The sequence below is a fragment of the Methanospirillum sp. genome (genome assembly GCF_028679455.1).
Taxonomy (GTDB): Archaea; Halobacteriota; Methanomicrobia; order Methanomicrobiales; family Methanospirillaceae; genus Methanospirillum.
Genome location: NZ_JAJRBM010000074.1, coordinates 1 through 14,647, shown reverse-complemented (window position 1 = coordinate 14,647; position 14,647 = coordinate 1). Strand labels below are relative to the sequence as shown.

General features: G+C 48.1%; 11 protein-coding genes. 1 reads left to right on the top strand and 10 read right to left on the bottom strand.

The features are described 5' to 3' along the window. Window positions 1–18: 18 nt before the first annotated feature. The 10 genes from LUQ50_RS02390 to nifH all read right to left on the bottom strand — a co-directional run bounded on the left by LUQ50_RS02390 (window position 19) and on the right by nifH (window position 9,389). Window positions 19–786, bottom strand: a complete 768-nt coding sequence (locus LUQ50_RS02390; RefSeq protein ID WP_300035621.1) for a type 1 glutamine amidotransferase — start codon at window positions 784–786, stop codon at window positions 19–21. A gap of 203 nt (window positions 787–989) precedes the next feature. Continuing rightward, entirely contained in the window at window positions 990–1,625 is a 636-nt protein-coding gene (locus tag LUQ50_RS02385) for a Fe-only nitrogenase accessory AnfO family protein (RefSeq protein WP_300035618.1), read from the bottom strand. Window positions 1,626–1,634: 9 nt separating this feature from the next. Beyond that, complete coding sequence (locus LUQ50_RS02380) at window positions 1,635–1,943, bottom strand: 2Fe-2S ferredoxin (RefSeq protein WP_300035615.1); 309 nt, start codon at window positions 1,941–1,943, stop codon at window positions 1,635–1,637. After that, entirely contained in the window at window positions 1,944–3,332 is a 1,389-nt protein-coding gene (locus LUQ50_RS02375) for a nitrogenase component 1 (RefSeq protein WP_300035612.1), read from the bottom strand. Further along, the gene (gene nifE / locus LUQ50_RS02370; RefSeq protein WP_300035608.1) at window positions 3,329–4,717 is read right to left on the bottom strand and encodes a nitrogenase iron-molybdenum cofactor biosynthesis protein NifE; all 1,389 of its coding nucleotides are present in this window, start codon (window positions 4,715–4,717) and stop codon (window positions 3,329–3,331) included. The genes LUQ50_RS02375 and nifE overlap by 4 nt, the downstream gene beginning before the upstream one ends. A gap of 56 nt (window positions 4,718–4,773) precedes the next feature. Continuing rightward, entirely contained in the window at window positions 4,774–6,132 is a 1,359-nt protein-coding gene (locus tag LUQ50_RS02365; protein WP_300035605.1) for a nitrogenase component 1, read from the bottom strand. 23 nt (window positions 6,133–6,155) lie between these two features. Further along, entirely contained in the window at window positions 6,156–7,757 is a 1,602-nt protein-coding gene (gene nifD / locus LUQ50_RS02360; RefSeq protein ID WP_300035603.1) for a nitrogenase molybdenum-iron protein alpha chain, read from the bottom strand. Between the two features lie 23 nt (window positions 7,758–7,780). Continuing rightward, window positions 7,781–8,200, bottom strand: a complete 420-nt coding sequence (locus tag LUQ50_RS02355) for a P-II family nitrogen regulator (protein WP_300035600.1) — start codon at window positions 8,198–8,200, stop codon at window positions 7,781–7,783. Between the two features lie 17 nt (window positions 8,201–8,217). Continuing rightward, window positions 8,218–8,544: a P-II family nitrogen regulator gene (locus LUQ50_RS02350; RefSeq protein WP_300035598.1), complete on the bottom strand. Its 327-nt coding sequence runs from the start codon at window positions 8,542–8,544 to the stop codon at window positions 8,218–8,220. A gap of 20 nt (window positions 8,545–8,564) precedes the next feature. Then, the gene (nifH, locus tag LUQ50_RS02345) at window positions 8,565–9,389 is read right to left on the bottom strand and encodes a nitrogenase iron protein (protein WP_300035595.1); all 825 of its coding nucleotides are present in this window, start codon (window positions 9,387–9,389) and stop codon (window positions 8,565–8,567) included. Between the two features lie 590 nt (window positions 9,390–9,979). Here nifH and LUQ50_RS02340 point away from each other — a divergent pair. Then, window positions 9,980–14,413 carry a methyl-accepting chemotaxis protein gene (locus tag LUQ50_RS02340; RefSeq protein WP_300035592.1) on the top strand — a complete coding sequence of 1,478 codons (4,434 nt, stop codon included), beginning with the start codon at window positions 9,980–9,982 and terminating at the stop codon, window positions 14,411–14,413. Window positions 14,414–14,647 lie beyond the last annotated feature (234 nt).

Here is a 14,647-nt window from a genome sequence, read left to right as displayed (position 1 = left end):
ATATTCAACGCGCAGCAATTAATCTTCAAAAATAAAATCTAAAAGAGGTATTTTGTCAATTTGTATTATACCGGAAAAACTCGTGAGATACTGCAAGAGACCTGATACAAATTCATTTCCGATGGAGAACAGTTGAATCCGGGACAGAGTATCATCATGTATCGGAAGAAGACCATGTTCAGTCATATCTCCTTTAGACTGATTGATAAATTTCCTGATTGTTGAATCATCCATCTCGGGATGGAACTGGAGGCCAATTACCCGGGAACCATACAGAAACGCCTGGTTCCCACAGGTTTCTGAAGCATACAGATGTACTGCACCGGTTGGTATACTGAATGTATCATGATGCCATTGAAAAACAGTGAGACTATCAGGAAAGAGATCAACTCCGGTTATCGTTGCGTGATGGAGCGATGTAGCGGTGACTCCTGAAACACGTCTGATAGAATGCCATCCGAATTCGGGGGTTTCAGATCTGGTCACCGTACCTCCAAGGACTGACGCAATAAGTTGCCCACCCAGACAAATTCCGAGAACCGGTGTTCCTGAATCAATTACCTTTCGAATGAATACCTTTTCGGGTACGAGCCACGGATACGTTGATTCCTCATAAATATTCATGGCACCACCCATGATAATGAGAAGATCTACTAGATCCGGATCCGGAAGCGGATCTCCTTTATAGAGCCGTATGTGAGTGAGCGTGTAATTATGCAGTTCAAGCCATCTGGAAATAAAAACCGGTTTATCGTCATAATCATGTTCAAGTGAATAGATATGCATGAAAAATCCTAATATTTGAGGTCTACTCGTTCATTTTGTGCGATCTAAACAGTTCAAGCCAGATTCTGATCTGCTGTTGATATGAAATAACTACGATACTCATTCTATGATACAATTCAGAGAAATTGAGAGAGCATTTCGCTCTCCCGAAAGTGTAGAAGGTATGATATTTCGGTATAGGTATGAGTGGTATGGAACTCTTTTTATGCACTCCCGCTGCTCTCGGCTGAGTTCTTTGTCAGTACTAATTTCACCTCGTCAGGTTCTAATCGTTCGCTCTGCATGGTGAAGCCGCAGCAGGTAGATTCCAGGGCAATCCACGGAGGAATATGATCGCAGATCACTTCGAGCTGCTGATAGACTCCTGTTTTGATAAACTTTTGAAGTACCTGTTTGCTGCTTACTTCGGGGCGTTTTCCCTGGATCTCTTTTATGGACAGGTAGTATTTTCCGGGAGCAATCTCTACCGGAACCGGAATATCCACCGTGCCTGATTGAGGAACTGAGTCCTGCTCTTCTTCCTTCCAGACCTGCTCCAGAAATTCTTCAGGCCTGCCTGATATCTCCCAGACCGTGCACCGTACCTTCTCCAGTTCAAAGAAGATTGCCCCGCTGGCAGCTTTGGTCACAAAGATCCTGCAATCACCGAAAAATGCAACCAGTTCCCCCATCTTCAGCCGAAGCTGGGCAAGACCCTGATTCGGATCCAGAGAGAATGGCAGCTTTCGGACCGGTTCCCAGGAGGATTGAACCTTGGAGTAGACAATGACCTCACCAGGACCCGTAAGGGTGGTAGTACCCCCTTCCTGATCAAGCATTGCTGCAATCTCGGGGATCATACTGTCTCCTTAGAGTACCAGTCGCTCCACGACTGTACCACCTTCGATATGTGATTCCATGATCTCTTCCACATCATCAGGTCCAACGGATCCATACCAGATATTATCGGGATAGACCACAACAATTGGTCCTTTCTCACAGATCCCGAAACATCCGGTATTGGTGACAAACACGTCACCACCTAGATCACGTTCCTCAATCTCTTCCATAAACTTCGCCATCACATCAACGCCTTCTTTGGTGTGACAGAATCCTTTCTGCTGTCCGGTGGGTCGTGAACTCGTGCAGATAAATATGTGGTGGGTTGGTTTTTGCATTTACATCACCCTGTTCAGGGCCATTTCGTCTTTCTTCTTCTCCCGGTATGAGCCGTATTTCTGCTCAAGCAGGGTATTGGTGAACCGGTCAAGGAATGCCAGGGTTCCGGCATATCCGGCTGAGAAGATCCGTTGTCCGCCAATCCGGTCATGAATGGGGTAACCTACCCTGGTTACCGGAATTCCATGTCGTTCGGTCAGAAATTTCCCACCTGAATGGCCGACACCGATCGTAGCTCCGGCCGAGACGGCTGCATGCTCAATGGATGCAAAATCGGCCTCCTCGATGAGAAACGGCTGCTCAGCCAGATCTGATACCATCGGCCTGACGAGATCTTTCAGCTTGCTATGCGGTGAACCGCTCGCAATTACCACCGGTTCGGCACCGTTCTCAATACAGACACCGGTCAGGGCATATACCATCTCGGGCTCACCATAGATGGCCGGCCTTCCCTCTGCATTATATTTGTGTGCATCAGCCATCCCATCCAGAAGCCAGCCACGTTCAAGGGTCAGTTGCTCCGGAACCGGCTTTCCACAGATATGGGATAATGCTGCGATGAACTGGTCCACATTATCAACCCCTATGGGGATAGGGAGGTTGATGAGCCGGACTCCGAACTGCTGCTCCAGGTATAACCCTGGCGACAAAGCATCGGGACAGGTCAGACCAAACTGGATCGTAACCGGTGCACCAGGCATCCGGGAGACATCAGCAGGACTGGTTCCTCCGGTAGGGATCTTCTGGTACCTGCCACCGTACGGCCGGTCAAGGGTCATCGAGAAGTCGGGAATCAGAGTGTATTCAACACCAAAGAGTCCCATGATCCGTTTGATCTCCCTGATATCAGCAGGACTGATATTGGGTATGATCACATTGATCCGATTATGCGACTCGCAGACCCGGGCATAATGAGCAATTATGGCACGGGTCGTTGCCCAGAAACCTTCCGAGTGAGTGCCCCTGTAACTTGGGGTGGCGACCGAAATGATCTCAACCCCGAGATTCGGGTGTTCCTGGAGATATGCCCGGATCATCCGGTCCATATCCTCACCCATCGTCTCGGCCAGGCAGGTGGTGAGAATGCCAAGCATCGTAGGCTGGTACACCCGGAGCACATTATCAAGTGCCTTGTTCAGGTTCTTCTCACCGCCAAGGATCGTCTGTTTCTCATTCAGCGAGGATGAAGCGATATCGACGGGCTCATGGAAATGCTCCACGTTTGCAAGACGCATGTACGTACTGCAGCCCTGGGAACCATGCACGAGCACCATTGCTCCTTCGATACCTTTGAATGCGATAACGCCTCCGAGCGGCATACACATATGGCACTGGTTCTCGTTGACCTCTTTTACCCGCAACGTGCTGTTAGCAGGCTTGTTTGTCATAGTTCCTCACCTCCGATACTTGCTTTCAGATGTTTCCACACCGGAGAACAGGTGGTGATGTACACCTCACGGGCGAACGTGACTGCCCCGTCAAATCCGGCCAGACATTCTTTACGCTCATGGTTATGGTCTACAAACCCGATTCCGAGTTTGTACGCCAGAACCCGTTCCTTGACCCCGCCGGCCATGACATCGACCTTCAGGTCAAGCAGGAACCGTTCGATCTCTGCCGGATTGGCATCATCCACCACGATCGCTCCTTCACTGAGAAGGCCGCTGATCGTATCGTACTCTTCCTGTTTGCCGGTCTGGGTGCCGGTGACCACGACTTCCATCCCGAGATCTTTCATCTGCCTGATCAGGGCAACTGCCTTGAATGCCCCGCCGACATAGATGGCAGTCCGCTTTCCTGTCAGTTTCTTCCGGTATCTGGCAATGATCGGGGTAATCCGGTTCATCTCACGTTCGATGAGTGATTCGGCCCGTCTGATGATCTCCGGATCTCCGTAGAATGCGGCAATCCTTCGCAGGCTGTCTGCAGTATTCTCTGCTCCGAAGAAGTTTACATCCAGGTACGGGATGCCATACTCCTTTTCCAGGTTCGTAGCCACCCAGTGCATAGACCCGGTGCATTGCACGATGTTCAGACAGGATCCCGGAGCCCTTTTCAGGGCAGCGACGGTTGAATCTCCGGTAAAGGCGACATTGACCTCAATCCCGATCTCATTCAGATACCGTTCGATCAGCCACTTCTCTCCTCCCAGGTTGTATTCTCCAAGGAAGTTGAGTTTTCGTGTCTTTTCGATAACCTCACCAGGTTTTGGCCGGATCAGTTTCATCAGGGCTTCTGCTGCAGCCCGGTACCCGACGATCTTGTTTCCTGACAGGAATCCAGAAGATTCCACCGGAATGATATCAATTCCATGCCGCTCGGATGCATCTTTGCAGACCGCAATGATATCATCGCCGATCATCCCGACCACACAGGTCGAGTACACAAACACTGCCGGGGGATGGTATTTGGATATCACTTCGTCGATACAGGCAGCCAGTTTTGGTTCGCCACCAAAAACCACGTCCTTCTCTTTCAAGTCGGTGGAAAAACTATGCCTGTACATCTCTGAATCACTGGAGAGACTTCCCCGAATGTCCCAGGTGTACGTGGCACAGCCGATCGGACCGTGGACCAGATGGATTGCATCCGTGATCGGATTGAGAACCACCCGTGCTCCGCAGAATACGCAGGCTCGTTGACTGACCGCTCCGGCCAGACTATCATCTGCGCAATGAATGCGGCTTTTGTTCTTCCCTGTGGTAATGATGGAGTTCTGGCGTTCACTTATGCACCCGGTACCACCGGAAGCAAGCGAACAATCATGCTCCATAATATTCACCGATTTAAGTTATGTGAGATACCTGATGTCCAAATGAATATTTGGGTTCAGAGTACAAGTTCGTAATCTTCATCCAGGCAATCGCGATCCCGGCGTTCAAGGAGGGCGTTGCTGATCATCTCGATGAGCCGCAGACATCCGCGATACCCGGTTATAGGCATCAGGGGATGAACAGCCCGGTCAAGGATGGGGAATCCGACTCTGACGAGCGGGATATCCTCAGCCCGAGCGATATATTTCCCGTAGGTGGTTCCGAGCAGGAGATCAACTGACTCTTCCTTGATCCACAGGTGCAGTTCAAAGAGGTCTCCTTCAGCCTTGACGATGTAGTCCTCGATACCGGCTGCCTCGATCATGGCTCCGACCTCTTCCTCGAACGCTTTTCCCGGTGTTCCGGTGATAACGTACTTCGGGATCATTCCCATCGTCAACACGAACTCGGTCAGCGGAATCACAATATCGGGGTCTCCGAAGATGGCCACCTTCTTGCCCTGGTAATGGAAGTGGGTGTCGATGAGGGTGTCTACGACCTGACCACGTTCAAGAGTCAGATCCTCTGGCACTACTGCATCGAACTTCTCCCTCATGGTCATGATCAGGTCATCAGTTGCTTTCAGCCCGATTGGAACCTTCAGGGGAACGCAGGGAACCCCGCATTTCTCCATGAGTGCTGCACCGGCAGCGTTCGATGACCAGGCTCCAAGAGCCAGAGTCAGACGTGAATTTCCACTATCCCTGATCTGTTCTACGGTTGCTCCACCTTCCGGATACATATCGTACTTCGCGGTGAGCGGAGAGTCGAGCACATTGGTTGTATCAGGAAACATGGTCATATCGACCCCGAGACTTGCGGTGATCCGTTTGATCTCCCGCATGTCAGAGGGGTTGACAAATCCGGGGATTATATTGACCCGTTTCCTGCGGAGCGCCTCCTCGTCCCGCTCAGCAAGGTATGTGACCATGGCCTTGACCATGTTCGAGAACCCCGTGATGTGAGAGCCCTGATATGACGGGGTATTAGCATGGATAACGACCTTTCCTTCCGGAACTTCTGACTGTTTGATGATCGTCGGCAGATCATCACCGATGGTCTCGCTGAGACAGGTGGTGTGCACCGCGATGATGTCAGGTTTGTAGATCTCAAACACATTCTTGATCGCGGTCTTCAGGTTTGCTGCACCGCCGAACACCGAAGCTCCTTCAGTGAACGAGCTGGTTGAGGCAAGGACCGGATCACGGAAATGACGGGTCAGATGCATCCGGTGATACGCACAGCAACCCTGTGATCCGTGGCTGTGCGGGAGGCACCGGTGAATTCCCAGTGCCGCATACATTGCACCGATAGGCTGGCAGGTTTTGGTCGGGTTGATCTTCCCGACCGTATGAACTACCTCACCTTCTGGCATACATTCGAGCATTCCTCTCACTCCTATTGTTGGTTCTGTTTCTCCCAGGGGGCAGTGACCAGTTTCCATGCCGGAGTTGTCATAGCGTTGGTGATATCACGGGCAAAGTTCATGGCACCGTTGAATCCGGCATATGGTCCGCTGTAGTCGTATGAGTGCATCTGTTTTCCCGGCACTCCGAGTTTTTGTACGAAATATTTGTCCCTGACACCGGCGAAGACGAGATCCGGACGAAGTGTTCGAACCATCCTCTCAAGTTCGTGATGGTTGCAGTCGTCTATCATGACCTCGCCGTCTTTCATGTCAGGTTGCATACCTTCGTAGTAACTGAGCGGAACCTGTTTGTTCAGCTCGTCAAACTTCTCCTTTGACATGTTCAGGTGAACATGGGCTTCCTGGAACTTTTCTGCATCAGGGGTCAGATGGAGTTCAGGGATGTTTTTGGAGTCTGCATCGATCTTTATTGACGGAATGACCTGGCGTCCTTCGTAATCATCCCGGTGTGCGAACTCATACCCGGCAACAACCACTTCCATGCCCAGATCCCGAAGGAGGTGCATATAGTGATGGCTCCGTGATCCACCGACAAAGGCAAACGCTGTCTTGCCCTGGCAGATCTTGCGATAGTGTTCGATGACCGGCATGATTCTGGCCTCCTCACGGGCAATGATCTCCTCTGTCTTCTGTATCAGAGCCTCGTCGCCAAAGCAAAGTGCCATCTCACGCAGAGTCTTCTTGGTCGCTTCAACGCCGATGAAATTCACTTTGAGCCACGGAGTTCCGTACTTGGTCTCCATCATCTCAGCAATGTAGTTGATCGACCGGTGACACTGGACCAGGTTCAGGTGAGCCTGGTGAAGATTCTTAATCTCAAGGATACTGGTGTCTCCCGTGAGAACACAGTTTACCTTGTACCCGATATCTCCCAGGATCCGTTCCATCTCCCAGCCGTCGCCACCGATGTTATACTCACCGAGGATGTTGATCACATACCTGTCATTCGGATCACGGTCAGGACCGGTACCGATGACATGCTCCATCAGGTTATTATTGGCGATGTGGTGACCTGCAGACTGACTGACACCCTTGTATCCTTCACAATTGAAGGAGAGTACCTGGATGCCATGCCGGTCCTGTGCTGCTTTTGCCACCGCTCCGATATCGTCTCCGATCAATCCGACCGGACAGGTCGCACAGATAGAGATTGCACGGGGATGAAACGCCTCAACAACCTCATCGATCATCCTGGCAAGCTTTTTTTCACCGCCAAAGACGATGTCGCTCTCCTGCATGTCGGTGGTGACACACAGGGTCGAGACGACCTTGTCAGCTGGAGTATTCTCATCGGCACGTGCCTTGTTACGCCTGGTTCCCCATGCATAGTAGGAGCATCCTACCGGTCCGTGAACGATATGAACCATATCTTTGATCGGACCGACAACCACACCTTTGCATCCTGCATAGGCACATCCACGCTGGGTAATGATACCCGGAATAGTCCGGGTATTGGCCTCAATCTGCTGACAGGCCTGACTGGTATCGACGATGGTGATATGCTTTTTCCGGTTTTTGAGAACCTTCTCCGGATATTTTTCCAGCATATCTCCCATCATTTCTTCGCTCATTGACATCTGAATCAAATCCTGTATTACCAGATTGCTGCTTCTCCGGTCTCTCCGGTCCGTACCCGTACCGCATCGGCTATCGGCATCACGAATATCGTTCCGTCTCCGACATTATGCTCGGTCTTGTTCGCCCGGGTGATGGCTTCGATGATCCGGGGAACATCGTCGTCATGAGCAAGTATGGTGAAAAGCCTGCGGGGAAAGAGTCTGGATCCGTCCAGGAAACTGACAACCTGCCGCTCTGCTTCTTCAGCATCGATACTCTCATGGACTGCCATCTCCAGGAGCTTGTTCTTCCGTTCCTGGATCACTGCCGGATCTTCCACTGGTTTTCCTCTGCCAAGGACCTTGATGGCAGTAAAACCGGCTACCCCGGCATCGATCAGCGCCTTCTTGGTTGCATTCGTCTTATTCATCCTGACGACTGCCATTATCTCCTTCATAAGGGCCGTCTCCAGGATTAAAGGCCTCTGCCGCCACGTGAGATGGTATAAACCTCTTCAAGCGGAGTGATGAAGATCTTACCATCACCAAAGGTTCCATCCTCACCGGTTCGTGCGGTCTTGAGGATCACATCAATGATGTTCTCACGCTCTTCATCGTGGATTGCTACCATAATGAGGATTTTTGGAATCTCATCGTAGAGCATTCCCCCCATCTTGATACCTTTCTGTTTCCCACGACCTACGACATCGACTACCGTTGCCGCTGGAAATCCTGCCTTTGAGAGAGAGGCAAGTACTTCGTCTTTCTTTTCTGGTCTGACGATAGCTCTGATGAGTAACATGTATGATTCCCTCCATCTCCTTACATAGCGTCAAGGAACCCGTGCTGCATCATCAGTTCTTCGAGCCGGTCCTGTTCCATCGGTTTGGGTTTGACGAACATCGTATTCGTATCGATGGCATTGGCGAGTTTTTGGTATTCCTGGGCCTGGTTTGACTCAGGTTCAAAGTCCATGACGGTCTTCTTATTAATCTCAGCCCTCTGAACCAGGTTGTCACGGGGGACAAAATGGATCAGTTGTGAACCGAGTTCTTCGGCAAACGCCTTAAGCAGGGCATATTCGTTGTCTACTTTCCGGCTATTGCAGATGATTCCACCGAGACGGACTTTTCCGGTATCAGCGTACTTCTGAATACCTTTTGCGATGTTGTTTGCTGCATAGAGAGCCATAAGTTCGCCTGATGCAACGATGTAGATCTCTTCTGCCTTTCCCTCACGAATCGGCATCGCAAATCCTCCGCAGACCACATCACCGAGCACATCGTAGAAGACGTAGTCAAGATCAGGGGTGTATGCCCCCATGGATTCAAGCAGGTTGATAGACGTAATGATACCACGGCCTGCACAGCCGACACCTGGTTCAGGACCTCCGGACTCAACACATTTTACACCCATGAATCCGGGTTTCAGGATGTCATCAAGTTCGAGATCATCTCCCTCGTCACGGAGCGTTGCCATAACCGTCTTCTGACAAAGACCGTGAAGCAACAGCCGTGTTGAATCTGCTTTCGGGTCACAGCCGACAACCATGATCTTCTTGCCTGCCACAGCGAGTGCTGCAACTGTGTTCTGAGTGGTTGTGGATTTTCCGATTCCACCTTTCCCGTAAATTGCGACTTGTCTCATCTATATCCCTCAAATTTAGAAATTTTTGTTGCTATTCGCTATTCATTGCTAACAGGAGAGAAACTTTGAATACTGCCTCTTCTCCTCTCCTTCACCCAACTCCCGGTTCAGGACCGCTGGCTTTGACCATCATTTCAAGAAATGCCGGTCAAGCATGATGATATCCAGAAGTTCAGAGATTACCTGATATCATGGATAGGTGCCGTGGTCTTTCCGCCCGGAAGTAGGCACGGAGCGTACTGATGACAGGTAAGACAGAGTGTCACCCCTCACACCTCCTGACTTCATACCAGTCAGGAGCACAATACGGGATCTGATTCCCGGATTGCTGATTTTGTTCAAAATTCTATTCTTCATCGATCTACCTCCAAGGTAGTTGATCATAGGTTGATTTCAATTGTATAAATAAATTATGGAAAATAACTTCTTTCCTTCATATATAAACATTGTTGTGATTTTAAAGAAAATATTCAAAATATATAAAAAATAGAGGGCTAAAACCATCAGTTTATTTAAATATATGAGGGGACATAATCCTGACACAATCACGTTACATTTTCAAACGTGCTGTCTGTACCGGAGTGAAACTGATGGGGCCACAAGATACATCTTCAGAGAAAGAAGGTCAGAGTTCTGGCCGAATTTATGAAGAGATTTCAAAACTGCTTGAATTTCAAAGATCCGGACTTTCGGATGCCCGGATCGATATTACTCGTTTCTCTGGTAACGAACTGAGCATTCTGACTTTGGTAAACCAACTCACGGATCTGTTTCTCCAGGAAGAGAAAGGAATAACTGATGCCGTAGGTTCTATTCTGGAAGGATCTTTTCAGCCAGAAATACCACGATTACCCGGTTCCCGCGGGGTGGTGACCGATAAACTCACGAAAGTTTGTGAAAATTTGTCACAAATGCAAATTGATATCAACCGGTTCTCAGAAGCCTACAGCTCCGGGGATCTATCAGCCCGCATCGATCCTGTCCGCTATCAGGGTGGATTCCGTGAGATGATTACGGCTCTTGACTCCGGGTTTAATGATGTAACCATTCCAGTCAGGATTGCTGCAGGAGCCTTCGCTGAATTTGCAGAAGGAAAGATACCAGAAACGCTAGTTACAGATAAATATCAGGGAGAACTTGCCAGATTATTAAAAGATATTAACCGTGTAATTGACGTTTCGCAAATGCGGGGAACAGATATCAACATGCTTATCAGTTCTGCAATTGAAGGAAAACTAGATGCACGGGCTGATTCAACAAAATATCAAGGATACCACGGTAAAATTATTGAAGGCATCAACAAAATGCTTGATGCATATATCAGTCCCATAAACGTTTCTGCGGAATATATCGATAGGATCAGTAAAGGGGATCTGCCACCACGGATCACTGAGGCCTACCGGGGAGACTTCAACGAGATTAAAAACAATCTTAACGCACTCATTGATGTTGTCCATATGCGAAATGAAGACATTAAAATGCTCATTAATTCAGGAATCGATGGGCGGCTTGATGTTCGTGCTGATGCAAAGAAATACCCCGGTGAGAATGGGAAGATGATTGAGGGTATCAATCAGATGCTTGACGCCTACATCGGACCCATTAATGTCTCTGCAGAATATATTGACCGGGTTAGTAAAGGAGATCTTCCACCGAAAATTACTGAACCATACCGGGGAGATTTCAACGAGATCAAAAATAATCTCAATAATCTTATCGATGTCATCCATATGCGAAATGAGGACATTACTGAACTCATAAAAGCAGCAACAGACGGAAAACTTGACTATAGAGCTGATTCCAAGAAATATTCAGGCGAAAACGGTAAGTTGATCGAAGGCATCAACGAGATGCTTGATGCATATATCGGACCGATCAATGTATCAGCTGAATACATTGACCGGATTAGTAAGGGAGATTTACCCCCCAGGATTACAGAAAATTATCATGGGGACTTCAATGAGATCAAAAATAATCTCAACTCTCTTATTGATGTAATCCATCTGCGAAACGATGATATTTCATTACTCGCTTCAGCCGCTCAGGAAGGCAAACTTGACTTCAGAGCTGATATCTCCAAATATACCGGTTATCACGGTGGCCTTATTGACAGGATAAACAAAATTCTTGACTCCTATTTAGGCCCGATTAACGTGTCTGCTGAATATATCGACCGGGTTAGTAAAGGAGATCTACCCCCGAAAATTACAGAGAATTACCGGGGTGACTTCAATGAGATTAAGAATAACCTCAATGCACTCATCGATGTCATTCATATGCGTAATGCAGACATCAAACTGCTCATCGATGCTGCCATTGACGGAAAACTCGATGCCAGAGCAGATTCAACAAAATATCCGGGCGAGAACGGAAAGATGATTGATGGCATCAACCACATGCTTGATGCCTATATCGGACCAATCAACGTCTCTGCAGAATATATTGACCGGGTTAGCAAAGGAGATCTTCCACCGAAAATTACGGAAGAATACCACGGGGACTTTAACGAGATTAAAAACAACCTGAACGCACTTATCGACGTTGTCCATATGCGAAACGCAGACATCAAGATGCTTATTGATGCGGCAATTGCCGGAAGACTCGATGCCAGAGCAGATTCTGCAAAGTATCCGGGGGAAAACGGAAAGATGATCGATGGCATCAACAGTATGCTTGATGCCTATATCGGACCAATCAACGTCTCTGCTGAATACATTGACCGGGTTAGCAAAGGAGATCTTCCGCCGAAAATTACGGAAGACTACCACGGAGACTTCAACGAGATTAAAAACAACCTCAATGCACTCATTGATGTTATCCACATGAGGAATGCTGACATCAAGACACTCATTGATGCTGCAATTGATGGAAAACTCGATGTAAGGGCAGACTCTACCAAATATCCAGGGGAAAACGGAAAGATGATTGATGGCATCAATCACATGCTTGATGCATACATCGGACCGATCAACGTCTCTGCAGAATACATTGACAGAATCAGCAAAGGAGACATTCCACCAAAAGTCACCGACAATTACCATGGAGATTTCAATGAGATCAAAAATAATCTCAATGCTCTCATTGATGTTATCCATATGAGGAATGCTGACATCAAGATGCTCATTGATGCGGCAATTGCCGGAAAACTTGATGTAAGGGCAGATTCTGCAAAGTATCCGGGAGAAAACGGAAAGATGATCGAAGGCATCAACAGTATGCTTGATGCCTATATCGGACCTATCAACGTTTCTGCAGAATATATCGACAGAATCAGCAAGGGAGATATCCCTCCAACCATTACCGAAGAATACCATGGAGACTTCAATGAGATTAAGAATAATCTCAATGCACTCATGGATGTCGTCCATATGAGAAATAAGGACATCGAGATGCTCATCAAGGCAGCAATCGACGGGAAACTCGATGTCAGGGCAGATTCAGCAAAGTATCCGGGGGAAAACGGGAAGATGATCGAAGGTATCAACAGTATGCTTGATGCCTATATCGGACCAATCAACGTTTCTGCTGAATATATTGATAGAATCAGCAAGGGAGACATCCCGCCAAAGATTACTGAAAATTATCACGGAGATTTCAATGAGATCAAAAATAATCTCAATGCACTCATTGATGTCATCCATATGAGAAATGCAGACATCAAGATGCTCATTGATGCTGCAACGGAGGGAAAACTCGATGTCAGGGCGGATGCATCGAAATATCCCGGTGAAAATGGAAAGATGCTACAGGGCATCAACAAGATGGTTGATTCCTATATTGCTCCGCTCAACCTGGCTGCTGAATATATCGACAGGATAAGCAAAGGAGACCTGCCACCAATCATCACCGATGAGTACCGGGGTGATTTCAACGAGATCAAGAATAATCTCAATCAATGTATCAACGCCATACACCTGCTCATTGAAGATGCAAATCTCTTGTCAGAAGCAGCAGTGAAAGGAGATCTTGAGGTCAGGGCTGACCCCCTCAGGCATCAGGGCGATTATTCCCGAGTAGTTACTGGAATGAATCAGACATTTGAAGCGGTAGTTGAGCCTCTGAAAGAAGCAATGAGGGTATCTGATCAATACGCTCAGTGTAATTTTGCGGAGATTTTTGACAGCCATATTCGTGCTGACGGCGACTTCTCATTATTTAAAAAATCCCTTGACCATATCGGAGATGAAATCTCGGGTACTATTGCGACCCTGATGAAAGAGGTTGACAGTCTCTCCCATCATGCCTCCACTGCCCAGTTCGGAGTCGAGGATGTAAGCAGGGGTGCAAAAGAGATCTCACAGAATGCAGAAGAAACATCTGCAAATGCGGCAAAATCAGAAGATGGTATCGATCAGGTTCTTCAGGCCATGTCAGATCTTACCATTATGGTAGGTGAGATATCAGGTAATGCAGATGCAGTTGCACGCTTGAGTGAAGATACAAATAATCTGGCCAAGAGAGGTACTGAACATGCAGAAAATGCCGATAAAGGTATGGAGAGCATCACCCGATCATCAAGTGAAGTTGAAGTTATCATAAACGAGATCCGGAGTGAGATGAATCAGATCCGAAAAATTGTAAATATTATTACGGATCTTGCCAACCAGACAAATCTCCTGGCCTTAAACGCTGCAATTGAAGCCGCCCGTGCAGGAGATGCAGGAAGAGGGTTTGCAGTCGTGGCATCTGAAGTCAAGTCTCTCGCTCAGGAATCACGAACCTCCGCAGAATCCATTGCTGATATGATCCAGGGGCTCGAACGCAAATCTGATAATGCAGCGATTGCTATTGAAGCAGCAGGAAAGGCTGTTCAGGAAGGGAACCGTGCCTTAAATGATACCTTACAAGTTTTCACCCAGCTTACTACATCAGTTGATACCATAAACCAGAAGATGCTCACCATAGCCAGGGCAACCGAGCAGCAGGCAGCCTCATTTGAAGAAATTACCGCAAGTGCAAACGAAATGAGTATGCTCGTGAAAAAGACGGCAGATGATGAAACCCACTCTTCAGCTACCAGTTAAGAGGCATTGGCAGTGGTATCCCAGATTACCGAAATCATCGACCTGATCAATGAAGCAGTCGCAAATATGCACAAAGAAATGGAAGTGTTTAACCTACGTAAGGCCTGATTTAGAAAATTCAAGAATCAATTTTTTCAATGCTACCGGTGCGAGAGTATAATCAACTTTTTCTGTTTTTAAGGCTGCTTCAGGCATACTCCTGATAGTACAACTGGATGGATCCTGAACTGCCGT